At 66.4% G+C, this 24,255-nt stretch carries 23 protein-coding genes and 1 pseudogene; 14 read left to right on the top strand and 10 right to left on the bottom strand.

Annotation, left to right across the window (positions count from 1 at the left end; all coding sequences use genetic code 11):
* Positions 1-5: 5 nt before the first annotated feature.
* From M0765_RS09940 to M0765_RS09890, 11 genes are all read left to right on the top strand, one after another.
* Positions 6-989, top strand: a complete 984-nt coding sequence (locus tag M0765_RS09940; protein WP_258503439.1) for a Bug family tripartite tricarboxylate transporter substrate binding protein — start codon at positions 6-8, stop codon at positions 987-989.
* Positions 990-1,009: 20 nt separating this feature from the next.
* Positions 1,010-2,473: a 5-carboxymethyl-2-hydroxymuconate semialdehyde dehydrogenase gene (hpaE, locus tag M0765_RS09935; RefSeq protein WP_258503438.1), complete on the top strand. Its 1,464-nt coding sequence runs from the start codon at positions 1,010-1,012 to the stop codon at positions 2,471-2,473.
* A gap of 298 nt (positions 2,474-2,771) precedes the next feature.
* Positions 2,772-3,107: an aromatic ring-opening dioxygenase subunit LigA gene (locus tag M0765_RS09930; protein WP_258503437.1), complete on the top strand. Its 336-nt coding sequence runs from the start codon at positions 2,772-2,774 to the stop codon at positions 3,105-3,107.
* Positions 3,104-3,931: a DODA-type extradiol aromatic ring-opening family dioxygenase gene (locus M0765_RS09925; RefSeq protein ID WP_258503435.1), complete on the top strand. Its 828-nt coding sequence runs from the start codon at positions 3,104-3,106 to the stop codon at positions 3,929-3,931. Before M0765_RS09930 ends, M0765_RS09925 begins: the two co-directional genes overlap by 4 nt.
* Before the next feature lie 17 nt (positions 3,932-3,948).
* Positions 3,949-4,353, top strand: a complete 405-nt coding sequence (locus tag M0765_RS09920) for a 5-carboxymethyl-2-hydroxymuconate Delta-isomerase (RefSeq protein ID WP_258503434.1) — start codon at positions 3,949-3,951, stop codon at positions 4,351-4,353.
* Between the two features lie 4 nt (positions 4,354-4,357).
* Entirely contained in the window at positions 4,358-5,161 is an 804-nt protein-coding gene (gene hpaH / locus M0765_RS09915; RefSeq protein ID WP_258503432.1) for a 2-oxo-hept-4-ene-1,7-dioate hydratase, read from the top strand.
* Positions 5,162-5,170: 9 nt separating this feature from the next.
* On the top strand, positions 5,171-6,010 hold the full coding sequence (gene hpaI, locus M0765_RS09910; protein WP_258503431.1) for a 4-hydroxy-2-oxoheptanedioate aldolase: 840 nt from the start codon (positions 5,171-5,173) through the stop codon (positions 6,008-6,010).
* Positions 6,011-6,031: 21 nt separating this feature from the next.
* Entirely contained in the window at positions 6,032-7,768 is a 1,737-nt protein-coding gene (gene ilvD / locus M0765_RS09905; RefSeq protein ID WP_258503430.1) for a dihydroxy-acid dehydratase, read from the top strand.
* 35 nt (positions 7,769-7,803) lie between these two features.
* Positions 7,804-8,793: a Bug family tripartite tricarboxylate transporter substrate binding protein gene (locus M0765_RS09900; protein WP_258503429.1), complete on the top strand. Its 990-nt coding sequence runs from the start codon at positions 7,804-7,806 to the stop codon at positions 8,791-8,793.
* Positions 8,794-8,811: 18 nt separating this feature from the next.
* Positions 8,812-9,606 carry a class II aldolase/adducin family protein gene (locus M0765_RS09895; protein ID WP_157611385.1) on the top strand — a complete coding sequence of 265 codons (795 nt, stop codon included), beginning with the start codon at positions 8,812-8,814 and terminating at the stop codon, positions 9,604-9,606.
* Between the two features lie 13 nt (positions 9,607-9,619).
* Positions 9,620-10,597: a 2-dehydropantoate 2-reductase gene (locus tag M0765_RS09890; protein ID WP_258503428.1), complete on the top strand. Its 978-nt coding sequence runs from the start codon at positions 9,620-9,622 to the stop codon at positions 10,595-10,597.
* 9 nt (positions 10,598-10,606) lie between these two features.
* Here the strand turns inward: M0765_RS09890 and M0765_RS09885 are convergent, their stop codons facing one another.
* Positions 10,607-11,344, bottom strand: coding sequence for a hypothetical protein (locus tag M0765_RS09885; RefSeq protein WP_258503427.1), 738 nt, complete (start codon positions 11,342-11,344; stop codon positions 10,607-10,609).
* The gene (alr, locus tag M0765_RS09880; protein WP_258503425.1) at positions 11,341-12,438 is read right to left on the bottom strand and encodes an alanine racemase; all 1,098 of its coding nucleotides are present in this window, start codon (positions 12,436-12,438) and stop codon (positions 11,341-11,343) included. Before alr ends, M0765_RS09885 begins: the two co-directional genes overlap by 4 nt.
* A gap of 171 nt (positions 12,439-12,609) precedes the next feature.
* Between alr and lplT the strand changes: the two genes are divergently transcribed.
* The 3 genes from lplT to M0765_RS09865 all read left to right on the top strand — a co-directional run bounded on the left by lplT (position 12,610) and on the right by M0765_RS09865 (position 15,415).
* Positions 12,610-13,914, top strand: coding sequence for a lysophospholipid transporter LplT (lplT, locus tag M0765_RS09875; RefSeq protein WP_258503423.1), 1,305 nt, complete (start codon positions 12,610-12,612; stop codon positions 13,912-13,914).
* Between the two features lie 110 nt (positions 13,915-14,024).
* Complete coding sequence (locus M0765_RS09870) at positions 14,025-14,918, top strand: DMT family transporter (RefSeq protein ID WP_258503421.1); 894 nt, start codon at positions 14,025-14,027, stop codon at positions 14,916-14,918.
* Between the two features lie 8 nt (positions 14,919-14,926).
* Positions 14,927-15,415 carry a glutathione peroxidase gene (locus tag M0765_RS09865; protein WP_258503419.1) on the top strand — a complete coding sequence of 163 codons (489 nt, stop codon included), beginning with the start codon at positions 14,927-14,929 and terminating at the stop codon, positions 15,413-15,415.
* A gap of 19 nt (positions 15,416-15,434) precedes the next feature.
* Here M0765_RS09865 and M0765_RS09860 read toward each other — a convergent pair whose 3' ends face one another.
* The 8 genes and pseudogenes from M0765_RS09860 to glnK form a co-directional block, all read right to left on the bottom strand.
* A complete protein-coding gene (locus M0765_RS09860; protein WP_258503418.1) occupies positions 15,435-15,866 on the bottom strand; it encodes a carboxypeptidase regulatory-like domain-containing protein in 432 nt (143 codons plus the stop codon).
* Between the two features lie 92 nt (positions 15,867-15,958).
* Complete coding sequence (glcF, locus tag M0765_RS09855) at positions 15,959-17,191, bottom strand: glycolate oxidase subunit GlcF (protein ID WP_258503416.1); 1,233 nt, start codon at positions 17,189-17,191, stop codon at positions 15,959-15,961.
* A 25-nt stretch (positions 17,192-17,216) separates the two neighbouring features.
* A pseudogene (glcE, locus tag M0765_RS09850) lies at positions 17,217-18,322 on the bottom strand (glycolate oxidase subunit GlcE).
* A 14-nt stretch (positions 18,323-18,336) separates the two neighbouring features.
* Positions 18,337-19,839 (bottom strand): FAD-linked oxidase C-terminal domain-containing protein, encoded by a 1,503-nt coding sequence (locus tag M0765_RS09845; RefSeq protein ID WP_258503414.1) that lies wholly within the window; start codon positions 19,837-19,839, stop codon positions 18,337-18,339.
* Between the two features lie 136 nt (positions 19,840-19,975).
* Positions 19,976-20,860 carry a LysR substrate-binding domain-containing protein gene (locus M0765_RS09840; protein ID WP_258503413.1) on the bottom strand — a complete coding sequence of 295 codons (885 nt, stop codon included), beginning with the start codon at positions 20,858-20,860 and terminating at the stop codon, positions 19,976-19,978.
* 305 nt (positions 20,861-21,165) lie between these two features.
* Positions 21,166-22,098 carry an SMP-30/gluconolactonase/LRE family protein gene (locus M0765_RS09835; RefSeq protein ID WP_258503412.1) on the bottom strand — a complete coding sequence of 311 codons (933 nt, stop codon included), beginning with the start codon at positions 22,096-22,098 and terminating at the stop codon, positions 21,166-21,168.
* 243 nt (positions 22,099-22,341) lie between these two features.
* Positions 22,342-23,877 carry an ammonium transporter gene (locus M0765_RS09830; RefSeq protein ID WP_274708775.1) on the bottom strand — a complete coding sequence of 512 codons (1,536 nt, stop codon included), beginning with the start codon at positions 23,875-23,877 and terminating at the stop codon, positions 22,342-22,344.
* A gap of 21 nt (positions 23,878-23,898) precedes the next feature.
* Positions 23,899-24,237, bottom strand: coding sequence for a P-II family nitrogen regulator (gene glnK / locus M0765_RS09825; protein WP_007833403.1), 339 nt, complete (start codon positions 24,235-24,237; stop codon positions 23,899-23,901).
* Positions 24,238-24,255: the final 18 nt, after the last annotated feature.

Raw genomic sequence — 24,255 nt, 5'->3', positions numbered from 1 at the left:
ACCACATGACGATCAGGAACAAGCTCGGGCTCGCAGCGGCCCTGGTGGCTTTCGCCGCCGCCACCAGCGCACCCCATGCGCAGGCACAGGCCTTTCCCGCCAAGCCCGTGCGCTGGGTGGTGGGCTATCCCGCGGGCGGCGGCACCGACTTTCTCGCGCGCACCGCCGGCGCGCAACTCTCGCAGCAGTTGGGGCAGCCGGTGCTGGTGGACAACCGCCCTGGCGCGGGCGCCATCATCGCGTCGGAGAACGTGGCGCGCTCGCCCGCCGACGGCTACACCGTGTTTTCGGCCGACAACGGCGTGCTGGTGTACAACCCCGCGCTCTACAAGAAGCTGCCCTACGACGCGGAGAAAGACTTCGCAATGGTGGGCATGATGGGCCGCTCGACGCTGGTCATCACGGCCGCGCCCAATGCGGGCCTGGCCGATGCCAAGGCGCTGATCGCCGCGCTGAAGGCATCGCCGGGCAAATACAGCATTGCCACGCCGGGCGCCGGCAGCCCGCACCACCTGGCACTGGAACTCTTCCAACGTGAAGCCGGCGTTTCGATGCTGCACGTGCCCTACAAGGGCGGCGCACCCGCCCTGCAAGACTTGATGGGCGGCCAGGTGCCGCTGATGATGCTCGACCTGCCCAGCGGCGTGAGTGCGGTCAAGGCCGGCAAGGTGGTGCCCCTCATCACGATGGGTGCCGAACGCATTCCGCAGCTGCCCAATGTGCCGACCGCCAAGGAGCTGGGCTACGCCGGCGTCGAGGCCTACACCTGGCAGGGCCTCGTGGTGCCCGCCGCCACGCCGAAGGACGCGCAAGCCCGCCTCGGCGCCGACCTGCAAAAGACCATGGCCGACGCCGGCGTGCGCCAGAAGCTCTTCGATGCCGGCTGGGAAGCACGCCCCGTCGACGGCGCCGAGATGGCGCGCTTCGTCGACGCCGAGCGCAAGAAATGGCACGCCTTGATCAAGGCGCGCGATATCAAACTCGACTGACCGACCCTCGCAGGGAACCCATGCAACAGATCCATCACCTCATCGGCGGCAAGAGCGTTGCCGGCACCGACTACTTCGAAACCGTCAATCCCGCCACGCAAGAGGTGCTGGCCGAGGTTGCGTCGGGCGGCGAAGCCGAAGTGATTGCGGCCGTGGCTGCGGCCAAGGAAGCGTTCCCCAAGTGGGCCGGGCTGCCCGCGACCGAGCGCGCAAAGCTGGTGCGCAAGCTCGGCGATCTGATCGCCAGGCACGTGCCCGAGATCGCACAGACCGAGACCAACGACTGCGGCCAGGTCATCTCGCAAACCGGCAAGCAGCTCATTCCGCGTGCGGCCGACAACTTCTACTACTTTGCCGAGATGTGCACGCGCGTCGACGGCCACACCTATCCCACGCCCACGCACCTGAACTACACGCTGTTCCACCCGGTGGGCGTGTGCGCGCTCATCAGCCCGTGGAACGTGCCCTTCATGACGGCCACCTGGAAAGTCGCGCCCTGCCTCGCCTTCGGCAATACCGCGGTGCTGAAGATGAGCGAGCTCTCGCCGCTCACGGCTGCGCGGCTGGGCGAGCTCGCGCTCGAAGCGGGCATTCCGGCGGGCGTGCTGAACCTGGTGCACGGCTACGGCAAGGAAGCGGGCGAGCCGCTGGTGGCGCACCCCGATGTGCGCGCAATCTCGTTCACCGGCTCCACTGCCACCGGCAACCGCATCGTGAAGAGCGCGGGCCTGAAGAAATTCAGCATGGAGCTGGGCGGCAAGAGCCCGTTCGTGATCTTCGACGACGCCGATCTCGACCGTGCGCTGGACGCGGCGGTGTTCATGATCTTCAGCAACAACGGCGAGCGCTGCACGGCCGGCTCGCGCATCCTGGTGCAGCAGTCGATCTATGCGGACTTTGCAGCGAAGTTTGCCGAACGCGCGAAGCGCATCACCGTGGGCGACCCGCTCGACGAGAAGACCATCGTCGGCCCGATGATTTCACAAGGCCACCTGGCAAAGGTGCGCAGCTACATCGAGCTCGGCCCGAAGGAAGGCGCGACGCTCTTGTGCGGCGGACTCGAGGTTCCAAGCAACCTGCCCGACCGCGTGAAGAAGGGCAACTATGTGATGCCCACGGTCTTCGCCGACGTCGACAACCGCATGCGGATTGCGCAAGAAGAAATCTTCGGCCCGGTCGCCTGCCTGATTCCGTTCAAGGACGAGGCCGATGCGATCCGCCTGGCCAACGACATCGAGTACGGTCTCTCGAGCTACGTATGGACCGAGAACATCGGCCGTGCGCACCGCGTGGCGGCTGCGGTGGAGGCTGGCATGTGCTTCGTCAACAGCCAGAACGTACGAGACCTTCGACAACCCTTTGGCGGCACCAAGGCCTCTGGGACGGGGCGCGAAGGCGGTACGTGGAGCTATGAAGTGTTCTGCGAACCGAAGAATGTTGCGGTGTCGATGGGGTCGCACCATATTCCGCATTGGGGGGTGTGAGATGCAATCGGAATACCGTCCTGGGTGCGCACCCGCCGACGGGCTACCTTTCTCCGCGAATGTCCCCCGGCCTGCGGCCTCCTCCTTTATTTCGCTGCGCAAGGCACCCCGCCAGCGGGTGCGTGATTCAGGGCAGTCGTTGATCAGCGGTACACCCAGAGCGTGCCCAGGTGCACAGGGCATCGGGTGCTCCGCGCAGCGAAATAAAGGAGGAGGGGCGCAGCCCCGGGGACATTCGCGGAGGGGAGTATCCGGTGGCCTTTGCACACGCCCTGAACCACAACGCAGAGCAATCGCAATGAGCCTCTACGCCATGCAGAAATTCCTGTTCGCCCTCAACCGCGACACCGACGTGCAGCGCCGCTACGCAGAAGCCGGCGAAACGCGCAAAGCCTTGCTGGCAGCCTATGATTTCAACGAAGAAGAGCGTGAAGCCATAGACAAAGGCGACATCGGAAAGCTCTACGTGCTCGGCTGCAACGGACAACTGCTCATGCACTTCGCGCCGCTCTTGGGCATTGCATGGGCCGACTACCTCGAAGCCATGCGCGAAGGCGTACGCAAATACGGTCCCGTGCGCGCAGGCATCTACGCGATGATAACGGGCACAGACGAAAAGGTGGCAGGCGTATGAGTCTTGTATTTGCAGGCGTTTGCAGCCACGCCCCCGGCATCACCGGACGCGCCCACCTGGCCGATCCGGCCGTGAAAGACGAATTTCACGCGCAGTTTCACCGCTTCGGCGAAGCCATGCGCGCGACCAGGCCCAATGCCGTGATCGTTGTCGCGGCCGAGCATTTCGCAAATTTTTTCATGAACAACATGCCCGCCTACGCCATCGGCATGGCCGACAGCTACGAAGGGCCGATCGAAGACCCGAAGTGGCTCGGCATCGAGAAAACGAAGGTGCCGGGAGATGCCGCACTTTCGCAGCGCCTGATCCGCGAAGTGATGCAGACGGTGGATGTGGCCTATGCGGAAGAATGGAAGTTCGACCACGGCATCATGGTGCCGCTGCACTTTCTCACGCCGAAGTTCGACACCAAGGTCATCCCCGTGAATATCAACTGCCAGGGCCCGCCGCTCACGCCGCTGCACCGCGCCTGGGCCTTTGGCGAGGCACTGCGCCGTGCCTGCGACAAGGCGCCCGAACGCATTGCGCTGGTGGGCACCGGCGGCATTTCGCACTGGCCCGCCACGCCCGATTCGGGCAAGGTGAACGCCGAGTGGGACGCCGAGTTCATGCGCCGCTGGTGCGCCAACGACCGCGAAGCCTTGCTCTCGCAGGCCGACTACAACGACGAAGCCACCTACCGCGAAGCGGGCCAGGGCGGCTTCGAGATCCGCACCTTTCTGAGCGTGGCGGCCGCAGCGCGCGGCAAGGGCGAAATCCTGCACATGAAGGCCATACCCATCTTCGCGGTGACATGCACCGCCGCGACGATGTCCATTGAATAAATGAACGGAACACCGGCATGCCGCACCTCGTCATTCTGTACACACCCAACATCGAAGCCGAAACCGATATGTCAGTGCTTTGCCGCACGCTGGCCGACACCATGCTGAAGCAGCAGGACGAGGCCGGCAAGCCGGTGTTTCCCATTGGCGGAACGCGCGTGCTGGCGTACCCGGCGGCGCACTATGCGGTGGCCGACGGCAAGGCCGACTACGCCTTCGTGTACCTCAACATCCGCATGGCGAGCGGGCGCTCCGAAGCCGTGAAGAAAAAAGCCGGCGACGAGCTGTTGGCCGACGTTCGCGCGCATTTCGAGCCCATCTTCGACAAGCGCCACATCGGCATCACGCTGCAGATCGACGAAAGCCCGGGTCAGGTGTATGACGGCAAGCACAGCAACCTGCATCCCCTCTTCAACAAATAACGTCATGCTCACTTCCGACACCATCGCCAGGCTCGCGGCCGAGTTGCACGAGAGCGAGAAGTCGCGCGTGCAGGTCGAGCACTTCTCCAAGCGCTTTCCCGAGATGACGGTGGAAGACGGCTATGCCATCTCGCGCGAATGGGTCAAGGCCAAGATTGCAGAAGGCCGCACCGTGAAGGGCCACAAGATCGGCCTTACCTCGCGCGCCATGCAGCTGTCCAGCCAGATCGACGAGCCCGACTACGGCACGCTGCTCGACGACATGTTTTTCGAGCAGGGCGGCGACATTCCCTTCAAGCGCTTCATCGCGCCGCGCATCGAGGTGGAGCTGGCCTTCATTATCGGCAAGAAGCTGCAGGGTCCGAACGTGACCATCTTCGATGTGCTGGCTGCCACCGACTACGTGGTGCCCGCCATCGAGATCATCGACGCGCGCATCGAGCAGTTCGACCGCCACACAAAAGCGCCGCGCAAGGTGTTCGACACCATTGCCGACAACGCGGCCAATGCGGGCATCGTGCTCGGCGGGCGCCCGGTCAAGCCCGATGCGGTCGATCTGCGCTGGGTCAGCGCCCTGCTCTACAAGAACGGCGTGATCGAGGAATCGGGCGTGGCCGCGGCCGTGCTCAACCATCCGGCCACGGGCGTGGCCTGGCTGGCCAACAAGCTCGCGCCGTGGGACGAATACCTCGAGGCCGGCGAAGTGGTGCTCGGCGGCTCGTTCACGCGACCGACCACCGCCCTGCCGGGTGACACCTTCCACGCCGACTACGGCCCGCTCGGCAGCATCGCCTTTCGTTTCGCTTGAAAGACTTCCATGCAAACACCGCTCAACACCTTCAAGCAGGCCATGCAGGCCGGCGAACAGAAAATCGGCCTCTGGGTCGGCCTGGCCGATGGCTACGTGGCCGAGATCCTGGCCGGCACCGGCTTCGACTGGCTGCTGGTCGACGGCGAGCATGCGCCCAACGACGTGCGTTCGGTGCTCGCGCAGCTGCAGGGCATCTCCAGTACGTGGTCGGCGCAGCCCGAGTCGGAGCGCTCGCACCCCGTGGTGCGCGTTCCGGTGGGCGACACCACGCTGCTCAAGCAATACCTAGACATCGGCGCGCAAACCATCCTGGTGCCCATGGTCGACACCGCCGAACAGGCCGCACGCATGGTGCGGGGCATGCGCTACCCGCCCGAGGGCATTCGCGGCATGGGCAGCGCCCTGGCGCGCGCCTCGCGCTGGCAGGCCTACCCCGGCTACCTGCATGAAGCCAACGCGCAGACCTGCCTGCTGGTGCAGGCCGAGACGGTCGAAGCCATGAAGAACCTCGACGCCATTGCGGCCACGCCGGGCGTGGACGGCGTGTTCATCGGGCCGGCCGATCTGTCGGCATCGATGGGCTTCGTCGGCCAGCCGAACCACCCCGAGGTGCAGGCCGTGATCGCCGACGCCATTGCGCGCATCCGCAAGGCCGGCAAGGCGCCGGGCATTCTCTCGACGACCGAGGAGCAGGCGCGCAAGTGGCTGGCGGCCGGCGCGCAATTCGTGGCCGTGGGGGTGGACACCATCTTGCTCACGGCGGCGGCGAAGCAGCTGGCGGCCAAATACAAGAACGACAAAACCGACAAGAACGCCGCGGGCGCCGCCACGCCCAACGGCTACTGAAACCCTTCGCTTGCCCGTGCCATGACTTCCCCGACCGACCCCAAGCCCAAGCGCTTCCGCTCCGCCACCATCCGCGAAGGCACGATCCGCGCGACCACGCGCAGCTTTCTGCATGCGCTGGGCCAGGACGACGAGGACATCGAACGTCCGCACATCGGCGTGTTCCACACCGGCGGCGAAATGAGCCCGTGCAACCTCAACCTGCGCGAGCAGGCGCAGCACGCCAAGACCGGCATCTACGCCGGCGGCGGCACGCCGCATGAATGCCCGGTGGTGTCGGTGAGCGACGGGCTCACCATGGCGCATTCGGGCATGCGCTTCTCGCTGATCTCGCGCGAGCTGATTGCCGACAGCGTCGAGGCCTCCACGCGCGGCCACCAGTGGGACGGCATCTTCGCCATCGGTGCCTGCGACAAGAACCTGCCGGGTTTGATGATGGGCATGGTGCGCTGCAACGTGCCGAGCGTGTTCGTGCATGGCGGCTCGGCGCTGCCGGGGCAGATGCCGGGACCGGATGGCCGCGACCTCAACGTGGTCGATACGTACGAAACCATCGGCAAGGTGCTGGCCGGCACCGCCACCCACGGCGAACTCGACGCCATGAGCCGCGCCTGCCTCCCCACGGCGGGCGCCTGCGCGGGCCAGTTCACGGCCAACACCATGGGCATGGTGTCCGAGGCGCTGGGGCTTGCGCCCATCGGCTCGAGCATGGTGCCCGCGGTGTTCAGCGAACGCGCGCCCTTGATGCGCCGCGCCGCGAAGAACCTCATGAAGGCGGTGATGGGCGACAGCCCCCTGCCGCGCGACATCGTCACGCGCAAGGCGCTCGAAAACGCCTGCGCGGTGGTTTCGGCCACGGGCGGTTCGACCAATGCCGCGCTGCACCTGCCGGCCATTGCGCATGAGGCCGGCATCAAGTTCCACCTGGACGACGTGGCCGAGATCTTCGCGCGCACGCCGCTCATCGCCGACCTGCGCCCGGGCGGCCAATACCTGGCGCGAGACGTGTTCTACATCGGCGGCGCGGGCGTCATTCTTCGCACGCTCATGGAGCAAGGCTTTCTGCACGGCGACGCACTCACCTTCACCGGCCGCACCATGGCCGAAGAGCTGGCCGATGCCGCCGTGCCCGACGGCCGCGTGGTGCGCGACGCCGGCAACCCGATCACCCGCGACGGCGGGCTGGCGGTGCTCAAGGGCAACCTCTGCCCCGACGGCGCGCTGCTCAAGACCGCGGGCCTGCAGACGCTGGTGCACCGCGGCCCGGCGCGGGTCTTCAACTCCGAGGAAGAAGCCCAGGCGGCGGTGCAGAACCGCCGCTACCAGCCCGGCGACGTGATCGTGATCCGCAACGAAGGCCCCAAGGGCAGCCCCGGCATGCGCGAGATGCTGGGCATTACCGCCCTGCTCTATGGCCAGGGCATGGGCGACAAGGTGGCGCTATTGACCGACGGCCGCTTTTCCGGCGCCACGCGGGGTCTGTGCATCGGCTATGCGGGCCCGGAAGCAGCCGACGGCGGTCCGATTGCGGTGCTGCGCGACGGCGACGTGGTGGCCATCGACGCGCGCGCCGATGCGCGCAGCATTTCGGTGGAACTCACGGCGGAAGAAATTGCGCTCCGGCTCTCCGAACGTGAGGTAAACGCGGGGGTCCCGCACCGCGGCTTGCTGGAAAAATATGCGCTCACCGTGCGCCCCGCCCATCAGGGCGCAGTGACCCATTCGGGCGCAGTCACCTGGCTGCGCGACGAGTCGTGAACCCGCAACCAACCACCAACACCCGGAGACAGACCATGACATTCACCCGCCGCCAGTTGCTGCAGACCACCGGCGCCTCGGCGCTGCTCGCCAGCCTGGGCCAGCACGCCTTCGCGCAAGCTTCGCTCGAAACCGCCACCATCGTCACCGGCTTTGCGGCCGGCGGCACCTCGGACACCACCTGCCGGCGCATTGCGCAGAAGCTCAGCCCCGACTACGCCAAGTCAGCCGTGGTCGAAAACCGCACAGGCGCGGGCGGCCAGATCGCCGTGAGCTACGTGAAGGGCCGGCCCGCCGACGGCGCCACCATCCTGCAGACGCCCACTTCCATCCTCACGATCTATCCGCACATCTACAAGAAGCTGCCGTACGACCCGATGGTCGACCTCACGCCGGTCAGCATCGCGTGCATCTTCGACTTCGGCTTTGCAGTCGGCCCCTCGGTGCCGGCCAGCGTGAAGACGGTGCCCGAGTTCCTGGCCTGGGCCAAGGCCAACCCGACCGGCGCCAATTTCGGCTCGCCCGCCGCGGGCTCCACGCCGCACTTCATCGGCGCGCTGCTGGGCAAGAAGGGCGGCGTCGAGCTCAAGCATGCCGCCTACCGCGGCACGCAGCCGGCCATGCTCGACCTGCTGGGCGGCAACATCTCGGCCGTGTCCGGGCCCATCGGCGACATCACGCAGCACCTGGCCTCGGGCAAGGTGCGCGTCCTGGGCGTTTCGGGCTTCAAGCGCAGCCGCTTCGCGCCCGACGTGCCCACCTTCGGCGAGCAGGGCATCCAGGACATGGCGCACAGCGAATGGTTCGCCTTCTTCCTGCCCGCCAAGGCCTCGCCGGACGTGGTGGCGCGGCTGAACGCATCCATGAAGACCGCGCTGGCGCACAAGGACGTGATCGAAGGGCTCGGCAACTTCGGGCTGGAAGCCATGTCTTCCACGCCCGGCGAGCTGACCGACCTGCTCAAGAAAGACACCGCGAAGTGGGCGCCGATCGTGAAAGAAGTCGGCTTCACCGCAGAGGGCTAACCGTATGAAGGAACTGCAATGAACACACTCTCCACTCCCGCGGCGCCATCGGCGCTGGTCCATCCCTCGATCCATCCGGACGAGCGCGCCGCGCGCGAACAGCTTGCGGCCTGCTATCGCGTGTTTGCGATGCTGGGCTGGACCGAGATGATCTACAACCACATCACGCTGCGGCTGCCCGACAGCGTGACGGGCGGAGAGAAGCAGTTCCTCATCAACCCCTTCGGGCTGCACTACAGCGAGGTCACGGCCAGCAACCTGGTGAAGATCGACCTGCAGGGCAAGGTGCTCGATGGTTCCACCTACCCGGTCAACCCGGCCGGCTTCACGGTGCATGCCGCCATTCATGATGGCCTGCCCGGCGCCCACTGCGTGATGCACACGCACACCACGGCAGGCGTGGCCGTGGCCTGCCTGCAGGGCGGCCTGCAGCAGACCAATTTCTATACCGCCCAATTGCACGGCATGGTGGCGTACCACGACTTCGAGGGCATCACCATCCATGCCGACGAAGGTCCGCGCCTGCTGAAGAGCATCGGCAACCGCAACGCGGTGATCCTGCGCAACCACGGCCTGCTGGCCTGGGGACAAACGCTGCCCCAGACCTTCGCCATCCTGTGGACCCTGCAGCGCGCCTGCGAAGTCCAGATGGCCACCTTCTCGATGGGCGCAGCCATTCCCGTGAGCGAGGAAATCGCCGAGCGCTGCACGCGCGATGCGCTGCAGTTCAGTCCCGAGCATGGCGCGGGGCAAGACGTGTTCGATGCGCTGGTGCGCCAGGTCGACCGCATCGACCCGAGCTACAAGAACTGAGGCGGCCTTTTTCATGAAGATTTGCATCTACGGCGCCGGCGCAATCGGCGGATGGATCGGCGCCGGCCTCGCGCAGGCCGGCGAGCGGCTCAATGTGGTGGCGCGCGGCGCCACGCTCGAGGCGCTGCAGCAGGGCGGCCTCTCATTGATGCGCGGCGACGTGCGCACGCGCGTGCCGGTCAACGCGGTGGCCGACCCGGAATCGCTCGGCACGCAAGACCTGGTGGTCATTGCCGTGAAGGCGCCCGCGCTGGCCGGCGTGGCCGAGCGCATCGGCCCGCTGATCGGGCCCGACACCATCGTGCTGGTCGCGATGAACGGCGTGCCCTGGTGGTTTCTCGAAGGCGGATTCGGCGGGGCCATCACCGGCCACCGCCTCGCAGCCGTCGATCCGGACGGTGCGATTGCAAAGGCCATTCCCGCGCGCAACGTGATCGGCTGCGTGGTGCACGCGAGCTGCTCGCTCGATGCGCCGGGAGTGGTGCGGCATCACTTCGGCAATGGGCTGATCGTGGGCGAACCTTCGGGCGAAGCCACGCCGCGCGTGAAGAAGCTGGTCGAGCTGCTCAAGAACGGCGGCTTCGACGCCACGCTGTCGCCGCAAATCCAGAAGGACGTGTGGTTCAAGCTCTGGGGCAACATGACGGTGAACCCCATCAGCGCGCTGACGGGCACCACCACCGACCTGATCATGGGCGACGACTACGTGCGCGGCTTCATCTCGGCCGTGATGCTCGAAGCGAAAGAAATCGGCCGCCGCATCGGCATCGAGATCACGCAGAGCCCCGAAGACCGGCATGCGGTGACGATGAAGCTCGGCGCGTTCAAGACCTCGATGCTGCAGGACGTGGAGGCCGGGCGATCGGTGGAACTCGATGCGCTGGTGACCGTAGTGCGAGAACTGGGCGAACTGACCGCGGTGGCCACGCCGTTCACCGACGCGCTGCTGGGACTGGCGCGGCTCCGGATGCGGCAGCTCGGGCTGTATTGAGCGGCCGCCTCAGTTCTTTTTCTTCAGCAGCACCCGTACTGCTTCGGGCAGCGAATCGACCTCGGGCATGAAGCGGTCGAGCGCCGCGCCCAGGACCACGGCGCACAGCATGGCACCGAGCAGCGGCTTCCAGGTCAGCCGCACGGCGGCCATCAGCCAGCCTTCGCGCGCCACACGCACCGCGGCGCGGGCCGATACGAACGAGAACGCCAGTTCGATCGCCACGGCCAGCAGCGCGTCCCAGCTGAAGTAAAGCAGCACGAGCGAGCCGGCGCCGAGCACGACGGCCACGCAGATCAGGAAGATGGCGACCACGGGCACCACGATGATGGCGCCTTCGTCGGCCCCGCCCGCGACCTCGAGCGCGCCGCTGGCGGCATCGGAGAGCGCGCCGCCGTCCTCGGCGGTGCCGGTTGCGGATGGATGATTGTTGGAGCCGCCGCCAAGGTCGACGTCGGGCGCATCGACGTCGAAGTCGGCGCGGCGTCCCTCGACCAATCGCCTGGCCCACCAGCGCAGCACCAGCAGGTAGCCGAGATATCCCACGCCCAGCGTGAGGAAATAGCGCACGGCCAGAGACTGCACATCCAGCACGTGCATCTGCACCGCCGACACGCCCCACATCAGCAGCAGCGTGAAGGTGCCGATCAGGATGCCGTGCGTGCGCAGGCTGTAGTTGCGATGAAGGTCGCGCTCGAGCTGCGTTTCCCACAGGCGCACCGAGCGCCAGTCGGAGAGAACCTTCATTCGTCGGCGGGAGCGAACGGCACGCGCGGCGCCACCGCGCACATGAGTTCGTAGCCGACGGTGCCGGCCGCCTGAGCGACCTCATCGATGGGCAGCACGGCGCCGGTTGCGGCCGAACGGCCCCACAGCGTGACCTCGGCGCCGAACTTCGCGTCGGGCACGGGCGTGAGGTCGACGGTGATCATGTCCATGCTCACGCGGCCCACCATGCGAGTGCGCACGCCGTTCACCAGCACCGGCGTGCCGGTGTTGCAGTGGCGCGGATAGCCGTCGGCGTAACCAACCGCTGCCACACCGATGGTGAGCGGCCCGTCGGCCGTGAAGTTGGAGCCGTAGCCGATGGTGTCGCCCGCCTTCAGCTGCTGAACCCCGATCAGTTTTGTCGACAGCGTCATGGTGGGCTGCAGCTGCCAATGCTCGGTGTCGTGCTGCGGAAAGTCGGGTGCGCTGCCATACAGCACGATGCCGGGGCGCACCCAGTCGCCGCGGGTCTGCGAGGCATGGCGCAAGGTGGCGGCGCTGTTCGCTATGGAGCGCTCGCCCGGCAGGTCGCGCGTGACGCGCTCGAAAGCTTCGAGCTGGTGCGCAATGCCGCGCGGACCGTCGGCGTCGCTGAAATGCGTCATCAGCGAAATCTCGTCCACCTGCGGCAGCGCGTTGAGGCGCGTCCAGGCCGAGCCGAAGCGCTCGGGCGCGAAGCCCAGGCGGTTCATGCCGGAATTCATCTTGAGAAACACGCGCTGCGGCTTGAGCGTCTTGTGGGCCGCGAGCATGTCGATCTGCTCGTCGCAGTGCACCGTGTGCCAGAGGTCGAGGCGCGAGCACAGCTCCAGGTCGCGTGCGTCGAACACGCCTTCGAGCAGCAGCACGGGGCCGCGCCAGCCGAGTGCGCGCACCCGTTCGGCTTCGGCCAGGTCGAGCAGCGCAAAGCCGTCGGCGCCGCGAAGGCCTTCATACACCCGCTCGATGCCGTGGCCATAGGCGTTGGCTTTGACCACAGCCCAGACGCGGGCATCGACCGCGGCGCGGCGCACGCGGTCGAGGTTGTGGCGAAGTGCGGCGGTGTGAACGGTGGCAAGGATGGGACGCGGCATGGAAGACGTCGATTGGTGAATAGATGGGTTTTAGCATCTTCCCGGGAAGAAACGTCCAGGGTGGCAACGCTGATTTCCCGGTCGTACCCCCATGCTATAACCGCCCATTCGCCAAAAAGACGCGACACTTTCTCACTACTGCCAGCACCCCACTGGCCAGCCAGCCCATCGATGAAGCGCGGTTTCTACACGATCATGTCGGCCCAGTTCTTTTCGTCGCTGGCCGACAACGCGATCTTTGTCGTGGCGGTCGAGCTCATGCGCAGCTCGGGAGCGGCCGAATGGCAGAGAGCGGCGCTGGTGCCGATCTTCGCCGTCTTCTATGTGGTGCTGGCGCCGCTGGTGGGCGCCTTTGCCGACGCCTTGCCCAAAGGGCGGGTGATGTTCATCAGCAACGCGATCAAGGTGGTCGGCTGCCTGATGATGCTGTTCGGCTCGCACCCGCTGCTCTCCTATTCGATCGTGGGGCTCGGCGCCGCAGCGTATTCGCCGGCCAAGTACGGCATCCTGACCGAGCTGCTGCCGGCCTCGCAGTTGGTAAAAGCCAACGGTTGGATCGAAGGCCTCACGATCGCCTCGATCCTGCTGGGCATCGTGCTCGGCGGCTCGCTCGTGGGGCACGCGGTGTCCACCCAGCTGCTGTCCTTCGACATGCCGCTGATCGACACCGGCATCGATTCGCCGGCCGAAGCGGCCATTGCGGTGCTGATCTTCGTCTACGCGCTGGCGGCCTGGTTCAACACGCGCATTCCGCACACCGGCGTCGAAATGCGGCCGCTGCGCGCCATTCCGGAGCACGGCCTCGCGCGCAACATGCTGGCGCTGCTGCCTGACTTCTGGCACTGCAACGCACGCCTGTGGCGCGACAAGCTGGGGCAAATCTCGCTGGCCACCACCACGCTCTTCTGGGGCGCCGGAGCCAACCTCAAGTACATCGTGCTGGCCTGGGCCTCGCTCGCGCTCAACTACAACACCACGCAAGCCACGGCGCTCACCGGCGTGGTGACCATCGGCATGGCGGTGGGCGCCATCGTCGCGTCGATGCGCATGCGCCTGGACATGGCCACCCGCGTGATCCCGATGGGCATTGCCATGGGCCTGCTGGTGATCAGCATGAACCTGATCGGCAACGTGTGGATCGCCGTGCCGTTCCTCATTCTGCTGGGCGGGCTGGGCGGCTTTCTGGTGGTGCCGATGAACGCACTGCTGCAGCACCGCGGCCACAACCTGATGGGCGCGGGCCGTTCCATTGCGGTGCAGAACTTCAACGAGCAGGCCTGCATCCTGCTGCTCGGCGGCTTCTACAGCGCCTGCACCGGGCTGGGCCTGTCGGCCTATGCGGCCATCGGCGCCTTCGGCGGGGTGGTGGCGGGCTGCATGTGGATCATCCAGCGCTGGCATCATCACAACCTGCGCAAATACCCAGAAGAAGTCGAGCACCTGCTCGCCATCGCCCGTAGCGACAAGCATCATTGACCTCCCCCAGGCTGCGCGCACTTCGTGTCGCTTCGCCCCCCCTCACCCGGGGGCAACACCGGTGGCCCGGCGAAGCCGGTTCCACGGTGTTCCACGAATAACTCCGCCCTATGCCAGCGCTTGCACTGATCTTCAACGCCTTTGTATGGGGCGTTTCGTGGTTTCCGTTCCGTCACATCGAAAGCCATGGGCTGCACCCGGTGTGGACCACCTGCCTCATCTACGTGGCGATTTCGCTCGCGATGGCCTTCTTTCGCCGCCACGCCTGGCGCGGCTTTGCGGCGTTTCCCATGCTGGTGGCGCTGGGTCTTGCGGCCGGCTTTACCAACCTGGGCTTCAACTGGGCCGTCACGCAGGGCGACGTGGTGCGGGTGGTGCTGCTTTTCTACCTGATGCCGCTGTGGAGCGTGCTGCTGGGCTGGGCCGTGCTGGGCGAGCGGCCCACGGCGGGCGCACTTGCGCGCGTGGCGCTGGCGCTCATCGGCGTGGTGGTGGTGCTCAAGGCGCCGGGCGTCGACTGGCCCGTGCCTTCCAGCCTGCCGGACTGGCTGGGCGTGGCGGCCGGCTTCAGCTTTGCAGTGACCAACATCCTGCTGCGCCACCTGCACGGCGCGCCCGGTGAATCGCGCGCACTGGCCATGTTCTGCGGCTGCGCGCTGGTGTCCGGCATTGCCGCGGCCGCGGGCACCCTGCTTGGTGCGTTTGCGTCGCCCCTCGCGGTGCAGCCGGGCTGGATCGGCTGGGCCGCATTGCTGGGCGTGGGCTTCGTGGCGGCCAACTTCTGCCTGCAGTACGGCGCGGCCCGGCTGGCGGCCAGCGCCACGGCGGTGATCATGCTGTCGGAGGTGCTGTTCGCCAGCGTTTCGTCGGTGGCGCTGGGCGCCGCCGACATGAGCCCGCGCATTCTGGCCGGCGGCGCGCTGATCGTGCTGGCGGCCGTGTGGTCGGCGTTTGCGCGAACGTCGGCACAGGGCGATGATCGCCTTTCGTCTTCCACCACCTGAGGTAGCGCATGACCGGCATTTACGACTTCGAAGCCAGGCAGATCGATGGCAAGAGCGTGAAGCTCTCCGACTTCCGGGGCAAGGTGCTGCTGATCGTGAACACGGCCAGCAAGTGCGGCTTCACGCCTCAGTTCGCGGGCCTCGAGGCGCTGCACGAAAAGTATGCGGCCCAGGGGCTGGTGGTGCTTGGTTTTCCGTCGAACCAGTTCGGCTCGCAAGACCCGGGCAGCAACGAGGAAATCGGCGCCTTCTGCACCACCAACTACGGCGTGAGTTTTCCGATGATGGAGAAGATCGACGTCAACGGCAGCAACGCCGCGCCGCTCTACCAGTGGCTCACCAAGGAGAAGCCGGGCCTCCTGGGCAGCACGGCCATCAAGTGGAACTTCACCAAGTTTTTGGTGGGGCGCGACGGCAAGGTGCAAAAGCGCTATGCGCCGCTGGACACGCCCGCTTCGCTCATGCCTGACATCGAGGCGGCGCTGGCGGCGGGCTGAGCCCCAGCAAGAACCCCGGTCAGAACCGGAAGCTGGCGGTCTTGGGGCTGCCGCCCACCGTCACCGACTGGCTCTGGACGCTGCCGCCGGCCGTGGCGACATCGACCGTGTAGCGGCCCGCCGGCAAATCGACCAAGCAGACCGGGCCGCTGGCGCGCAATGCCAGCGAAGGCGCGCCGCCGCTACCCTTGATGTCGACCTGCACATCCGCGAGGTAAGCGCCGTCGGAACGCGCAAAAAGCAGGGCCAGCGGATGCTCCTTCATGGCCGCGCGCATGGCGTTCGATTCGTCCGAACCGATGCCGCCGCACACATAGCGCACCGCGCCCTCCCCCTTCCACTGCGGCATGGCCGACTGGGCCTGCGCGCCAACGGCAACCACTGCGCAGGCAAGGGCCAGCATGGCACGCCGCAAGTTCGCCTGGACGATGAAAGCTTGAACGGAAGACATGGGGCTTGCTCCTTGAAAGAATCGGTGCCGCCATGATGCGGCGCAAGCGACTTGCGGGCGAGTCGGACCAGAGCGCTCTTCGGTGTGCGATCTCAGGCCGCCGCCAGCGCGGCGTCCAGCAGTTCCACCCAGTGGCGCACGGGCGTTTGCTGGCTGCCGCTTTGCAGGTGCGTGATGCAGCCGATGTTGGCCGAGGCGATGACGCTCGGCTGCAGTTGCCGCAGATGGCCGAGCTTGCGGTCGCGCAGCGGATACGCCAGTTCAGGCTGCAGCACCGAATACGTGCCCGCCGAGCCGCAGCACAGGTGCGATTCGTTCATGGCCACGCGCACGTCGAAGCCCAGCGCGCGCAGATGCGTCTCGACACCGCCGCGCAGCTTCTGCCCATGCTGCAGCGTGCAGGGCGGGTGGTAGGCCACCACGCCCTCGGGGGCACGCACGCGCGCCTTCAGCGCCGGCACCAGGTCGGGCAGCAGTTCGCTCAGGTCGCGCGTCAGCTGGCTGATGCGTGCCGCCCTGGCCGCATAGGCCGGGTCGTGCTGCAGGATGTGGCCGTACTCGCGCACGGTGACGCCGCAGCCCGAAGCATTCATCACGATGGCTTCGATCTCGTTGCGTTCAACCTGCGGCCACCAGGCGTCGATGTTGGCGCGCATCTGCGCCCTGCCGCCTTCCTGGTCGTTGAGGTGGAACTTCACGGCGCCGCAGCAGCCCGCCTCTTTCACGACCACGGCCTGGATGCCCGCCGCATCGAGCACGCGTGCGGTCGCGGTGTTGATGTTGGGCATCATCGACGGTTGCACGCAGCCCGCAAGCATGAGCACCTTGCGTGCGTGCGTGGCGGTGGGCCAGGCGCCCGCTTCCTGCCTGGCTGGAACCTTGGCCTTGAGCGCATCGGGCAAGAGCCCGCGCACCGCCTGGCCGAGCTTCATCGCGGGCGCGAAAAGCGGCGACGACAGGCCTTCTTTCAGCAGCCAGCGCGTGGCCGACTCCATCGCCGGTCGTGGCACTTTTTCGTCGACGATCTTGCGGCCGATGTCGACCAGGTGGCCGTACTGCACGCCGCTCGGGCAGGTGCTTTCGCAGTTGCGGCAGGTCAGGCAACGGTCCAGGTGCAGCTGCGTGCTGCGCGTGGGTTCCTTGCCTTCGAGCACCTGCTTGATCAGGTAGATGCGGCCGCGCGGACCATCGAGCTCGTCGCCCAGCAGCTGATAGGTGGGGCAGGTGGCGGTGCAGAAGCCGCAGTGCACGCACTTGCGCAGAATGGCTTCGGCCTCGCGGCCTTCGTCGGTGCCGCGGAATTCGGGGGCGAGTTCGGTTTGCATCGCGGGTGGATCGTCGTTTGTTTTTTTATTCGGCTGCGAGGAGCCGGCCGCGGTTGAAGATGCGCTGCGGATCGAACTCCTGCATCAGCGCGCGATGGATGCGGACGGCCGGGGCGCTCATGGCGTCGAAGCGGGGAACCGCTGCATCCGTCGTGTGGGAAGCGGGCATCCTGAACAGCGTGGCGTGGCCTCCCGCCGCATGCGCAATGCCACGAATGCGCGCGGCATCTTCCGGCGCCGCCTTGTACCAGCGCTGTGCGCCGTGCCACTCGACGAGGGCGCGCTGCCGTCCATGGCGAGCACCGGCGCGGTCTGCGGCACCGACAGGCGCCAGAGCGCCGTGGAGCCCTCATCACCCACAAACCAGGGGTGCTGCTGGTCGCGCAGCATTTGCCAAATGGCCGCGGCAGTAGCGTTGTCCTGCCTGTCGCCACCAAGGTGAGCGCAAGCAGCTTCCACCGCTGCCACCGCGCCGCGCAGGCGCAGGTACAAAGTGCCAACGCCTGCGTGTTCCAACCAGCAGCTCGCATTGAGCGGCAGCGGCCGGCCGCCCCACTCGTTGAGCAGGCGCAGGGCATCGGCCTGGCTGCAGTCGAACGCGAGCGTGGCTTCGGCGGGAGCAACGGGCAGCACCTTGAGGCTGACCTCCGCGATCAGGCCCAGCGTGCCGAGCGAACCCGCGAGCACGCGCGAAACGTCGTAGCCGGCCACGTTTTTCATGACCTGCCCGCCGAAGGTGAGCAGCTCGGCGCGGCCATTGACGAGCTTGGCGCCGAGCACGTAGTCGCGCACCGCGCCCACGCTGGCGCGTGCGGGGCCGCTGAGCCCGGCCGCGACCATGCCGCCCACGGTGCCGCCGGTTTCGAAGTGCGGCGGCTCGAAAGGAAGGCATTGCCCCTTTTCCGCCAATACGGCCTCGAGTTCGGCAAGCGGCGTGCCGGCGCGCACGGTAACGACCAGCTCGCTCGGTTCGTAGCTCGTGATGCCAGCGAGGGCGGTGGTGTCGAGGATTTCTCCTTGCAGCAACTCACCGTGAAAGTCTTTCGTGCCACCGCCGCGAATGCGCAGCGGCGCGGCGTCGGCAAGTGCGGCGCGGATGCGTTCGACGACTTGGCTGAGGGCTTGATCCATGGTCTCTTTTCTTTTCAGAAGCGCGGCAGGTCGGGGTGCGGCAGTTGCCCGCCGCGCACCACCTGCTTGCCATATTCAGCGCAGCGCTGCAGCGTGGGAATCACCTTGCCGGGGTTCAGCAGGCCGGCCGGATCGAAGGCGCGCTTGACGCCGAACATCTGCTCGTTCTCGGCCGCTGTGAACTGCACGCACATGCTGTTGAGCTTTTCGACGCCCACGCCGTGCTCGCCCGACACGGTGCCGCCCATGGCCACGCTGGTCTCGAGAATGTCGGCGCCGAAAAGCTCGCAGCGATGCAGCTCGTCGGGGTCGTTGGCATCGAACAGCACCAGCGGATGCAGGTTGCCGTCGCCCGCGTGGAACACGTTGCAGCAGCGCAGGCTGTATTTTTTCTCCATCTCCTGGATGGCAAGCAGGATGTCCGCGAGCCGCTTGCGCGGAATGGTCGAATCGAGGCACATGTAGTCGGGGCTGATGCGGCCCGACGCCGGAAAGGCGTTCTTGCGCCCGCTCCAGAATTTCATGCGCTCTTCTTCGCTGTTGCTCACCGCAATGGCGGTGGCGCCGCAACCGCGCAGCACCGCGGTCATTCGGCCGATTTCTTCTTCCACCTCTTCGGGCGTGCCGTCGGATTCGCACAGCAGAATGGCCGCCGCGTCCAGGTCGTAGCCCGCGCGCACAAAGTCCTCGACCGCAGCGGTCATGGGCTTGTCCATCATCTCGAGCCCCGCGGGAATGATGCCGGCGGCAATCACCGCCGCCACCGCGTCGCCGGCTTTGCGAACATCGTCGAAGCTGGCCATGATGCAGCGCGCGAGCTGCGGCTTGGGCACGAGCTTGACGGTGACCTCGGTGGTCACGGCCAGCATGCCTTCGCTGCCGATGATCAATGCAAGCAGGTCGAGCCCCGGTGCATCGAGCGCCTCGCCGCCGAATTCAATGGCTTCACCCTCGGCGGTGAAGCCGCGCACGCGCAGCACGTTGTGCAGCGTGAGGCCGTATTTCAGGCAGTGCACGCCGCCCGAGTTCTCGGCCACGTTGCCGCCGATGGTGCAGGCGATCTGGCTTGAAGGATCGGGCGCGTAGTAAAGGTTGAAAGGCGCGGCCGCCTCGCTGATGGCGAGATTGCGCACGCCGCACTGCACCACGGCCGTTCGGCTCACCGGGTCGATCTTCAGGATGCGATTGAACTTGGCGAGCGAGAGCGTAACCCCGAGCGCATGCGGCATGGCGCCGCCCGAGAGTCCGGTGCCGGCACCGCGTGCCACCACGGGCACGCCGAGCTGGTGGCAGGTTTTGAGCACGGCCGCCGCCTGGGCCTCGGTTTCGGGCAGTGCCACCACCAGCGGGCGCTGGCGGTAGGCGGTGAGGCCGTCGCATTCGTAGGGCGTGGTGTCCTCGGCGTGCCAGATGAGCGCATGCGCAGGCAGGTGGGCCTGCAGGGCGCGCACGACCTGCGACTGGCGTTCGGATTTCTGCAGCGAATCGTGCTGGGCAGGGGTAAGCGGCGCGTTCATGCGGCAAGCCTCTTTAGTCGGGCAGAGTGTCTCGTGGTGTAGCGCACTCTACGCAAATGCGGCGGCGCCGGGTTGAAGCTTTTTGCGCGGCGCTTGAGAGAACTTTGCCGCTCGGCCCTTTTCTTTTTATTTTTCTTCAGCGCAGGCTTTGCGCCAGCCAGTCGACAAAGGCTGCGCATTCCCAGCGATCGAGCGTGCCGGGCTGCCAGCAAATGGTGTGGCGGTGCGGCGAGGGCACGGGCCGGTCTGAAAGGGGCACCAGCCGGCCCGACTCGAACCATGCGGCGCCCATTTTCAGCCGCACAAGCGCCACGCCGAATCCGCTGGCGGCCGCGTCGTAGACCAGGCCCAGATCGTTGAACTGGGAGCCGACGTGCGGTTCGGGCTGGTCGATGCCGCAGCTTGCAAACCAGGTGCTCCAGGGCTCGAGCGGGCTGCGAATGAGGCGCGCGCTCGCAATTTCGGTGGCGGTGCGAAAGCCGTCGAAAGGCCCGAACTCGTTGAGGAAGCTCGGACTGCAGGCGGGCACCACCTCTTCTTCGAGCAGCAGGCGGTGTTCGCAATCGGCGTACGCACCGGTGCCGTAGCGCACTTCAAGATCGGCCTGCTCGGCGGTCACGTCGAGCAGCGGAATGGACACCTGCAGCACGAGCTCGATGTCCGGGTAGATATTGCGGAAAAGTTCGAGCCGCGGCATGAGGAACTGACGGCTGAAGGTGGGCGTGACGGCAATGCGCAGGCGGGTGGCGCGCTGCTGCGCCGCATTGCCGGTGGGCATGGCTTGCAGCGCCGCAAGGCCGGTGCGCACGTTGGCAAGGTAGGCGGCGCCATCGGCCGTGAGGCTGAAGTCGCTGCGCCCGAAGAGCTTGAAGCCGACGTGCGATTCGAGTTGCCGGATGCGGTGGCTCACGGCGCTGGGCGTGACGCACAGTTCGTCCGCAGCTCGTCCGGCATTTCGCAGCCTGGCCACGGCTTCGAAGGTCAGGAGGCACTGGATGGGTGGGATGTGCTGGAGGGCCACTTTTGCCTAACCTCCTTGGAGGTTTTGTTGGCGCTGCTGTTCGGGGCGCGTGCACAGGCCACCGGGTACTCCCCCTCCGCGAATGTCCCCCGCCTTCGGCTCCTCCTTTATTTCGCTGCGCGGAGCACCCGATGCCCTGTGCACTGGGGCACGCTGCTCGTGCAACGCCGATCAACGACCGCCGCTTAAGACGCACACGTCGATGGGGTGCCTTGCGCAGCGAAATAAAGGAGGAGGCCGCAGGCCGGGGGACATTCGCGGAGAAAGGTACCCCGTCGGCGGGTGCGCCCACTGAATGACCCATCTCAGTCCTCAAAGAAGCTGACAGGCAATCCAGGCACATCGACGCGCATGGAAATCACCGTACCCGATGCAGGCAACCGCTCGATCTCTGCAGCAGGCCGGCCCTTGCGCCCGCTGGTGACGAAGAGCGTCTTCAGGTCGTCGCCGCCAAAGCACGGCATGGTCGGGCACTGAACAGGAACGGGAACAGAAGCCACGATTTCACCAGACGGCGCGAAGCGCAGCAGCTGTGCCCCTTCGAACATCGCGACCCAGTAGTGGCCTTCCGAATCGACCGTCGCGCCATCGGGGCGGCCTTGGTAGCGCACGGGCGAGTCGGGGGTCCAGCCTTGGGGCTTGTGCTCGAATTGATGAAACACGCGGGCACGCGAAAGCGAATTGGCCTCGGTGTCCCAGTCCCAGGCGCACACCACATGCGCGGCGGTGTCGGCCCAGTAGAGCGTGCGTGCGTCGGGCGAGAACGCGAGCCCGTTGCCGGTGGTGGACTCGTTGGCCATTTGCGTCAACGTGGGCGACACACCGGTGTCGGTGCGGGCATCGAAGCAATAGAGCGCGGCATTGGCCTTGTCCTTGGCCTCGTTGAGCGAGCCGGCCCAGAAGCGGCCCAGCGCATCGCATTTTCCGTCGTTGAAGCGCATGGTGCGCGCGTCGTGCTCCACACGCGCCACCGCAACCAGTTCACCGCCCCACTCGCGCGCCCGGTAGATGCCGTCGCGCAGCGCAATCACCAGCCCGCCGCTTCGCGCCGGAGCCATGCAGCCGGCCTCGGTGGCCAGGGCCCAGCGCTCCACCTTGGCGTCGGGCATACCGATTTCCCCGCGCGTGCGCAGCACCGCGCGCCCCGGAATGTCGAGCCAGTAAAGCGAGCGTTCGTGCGGGTGCCAGAACGGCGATTCGCCGAGCTCGCAAAGGCTGTCTTCGAGGGTGGTCCACATGATCCCGGCATTGTGCATCCGCTCCCCGAAGGCCAAAAAAAGCCCGCTGACGCCGAAGCGCTCGCGGGCTGAACATCCAAAGGAGACCTTGCTGAAAATTGTTCCTGTTTTTCTTCTTCTCACCACCAGCCCGCGCTTCGTATGCCTCTTTCGTGAAACACCGAGGAACCGGCTTTGCCGGGCCTCTGGTGTTGCCCCCAGCAGGGGTTGGCGAAGCGACACGAAGTGCGCGAAGACTGGGGGTTACCTGTTGTATGCGGTCTCGCCGTGCGAGGAGATGTCGAGGCCTTCGCGCTCTTCTTCTTCCGACACACGCAGGCCGATGGTGAGGTCGGCGATCTTGAAGGCGATGAACGCCACCACGCCAGACCAGACGATGGTCAGCAGCACGCCCTTGAGCTGAATCCAGACCTGCGCACCGATGCCGTTGGAGACGATGCTGGCCGTGACCCAGTCGCCCACGAGGCCGGGGCCGCCGAGAGCCTGGGTGTTGAACACGCCGGTGAGCAGCGCGCCGACGATACCGCCGACACCGTGCACGCCGAACACGTCGAGCGAGTCGTCCGCGCCGAGCAGCTTCTTGAGGCCGTTGACGCCCCAGAGGCAGGCGAAGCCGGCGATGAAGCCGATGATGATGGCGCCCATCAGGCCGACATTGCCGGCGGCCGGGGTGATGGCCACGAGGCCTGCAACGGCGCCCGAAGCGGCACCCAGCATCGAGGCCTTGCCGCGCATCAGCGCTTCACCGATGCACCATGCAAGCACGGCGGCTGCGGTGGCGGTAAAGGTGTTCATGAAGGCGAGCACGGCGCTGGTGCCGGCTTCGAGGGCCGAACCTGCGTTGAAGCCGAACCAGCCGACCCACAGCAGCGAGGCGCCGACCATGGTGAGCGTGAGCGAGTGAGGCGTGAAGGCTTCCTTGCCGTAGCCGACGCGCTTGCCGATGACGTACGCGCCGACCAGGCCTGCAACGGCTGCATTGATGTGCACCACGGTGCCGCCCGCGAAGTCGAGCGCGCCCCATTGCCAGATCAGGCCGGCCTTGGCGTTGTTGGCATCCACCACGTTGGCGGCGGTGTAGGCGTCAGGGCCAAGCCAGAACCAGACCATGTGGGCCAGCGGCGCATAGCTGAAGGTGAACCAGATCACCATGAACAGCAGCACGGCCGAGAACTTGGCGCGCTCTGCAAAGGCACCCACGATCAGGCAGCAGGTGATGCCGGCGAACGTGGCCTGGAAGGCGGCGAACAGCAGCTCGGGGATGTACACACCCTTGCTGAAGGTGGCGCCGGGCGCGAACACGCCGGTGGCCGGATCGAACACGCCCTTCATGAAGAGCCGGTCGAAGCCGCCGATGAAGGCATTCCCCTCGGTGAACGCCAGGCTGTAGCCATAGATGAGCCACAGCACGACGATCAGCGAGAAGGTGACCATCACCTGCATGAGCACCGACAGCATGTTCTTGCTGCGGACCAGGCCGCCGTAGAACAGCGCCAGGCCGGGAATGGTCATCATGATGACGAGCAGCGTGGACAGCATCATCCAGCTGGTGTCACCCTTGTTGAACGAAGGAGCGGGAGCCGCGGCGGGTGCTGCTTCGGCAGCAGCAGCGGGGGCGGCGGCAGGTGCCGCGGCCGCGGGGGCTGCAGCGGGAGCCGGGGCGGTTGCAGCCGGTGCCGTGGCAGCCGGCGCTTCAGCCGCCGGCGCCTGTGCGAACGAGGCGGTGCCGGCAGCGAGCACGCTCAAGCCGAGCGCAAGAGAAACAAGCAGTTTTTTCATGGTTGTTTTTTTCCGGGCTGATCAGAGGGCTTCGCGGCCGGTTTCACCGGTGCGGATGCGAACGACCTGCTCGAGGTTGTAGACAAAAATCTTGCCGTCGCCGATCTTGCCGGTGCGGGCAGCGCCTTCGACGGCTTCGATCACGCGGTCGACGAGGTCGTCGGACACCGCCGCTTCGATCTTGACCTTGGGCAGGAAGTCGACCACGTACTCGGCGCCGCGGTACAGCTCGGTGTGGCCCTTCTGGCGACCGAATCCCTTGACCTCTGTGACCGTGATGCCTTGCACGCCGATGGCCGACAGTGCTTCGCGCACTTCGTCGAGCTTGAACGGTTTGATGATGGCTGTGACCAGCTTCATGATGACTTTCTCCTTCTT

The sequence above is a fragment of the Variovorax sp. S12S4 genome (assembly GCF_023195515.1).
Lineage (GTDB): Bacteria > Pseudomonadota > Gammaproteobacteria > Burkholderiales > Burkholderiaceae_C > Variovorax.
Note: the sequence above shows the minus strand (reverse complement) of the source record. Positions and strands in the feature narration are given on the sequence as shown.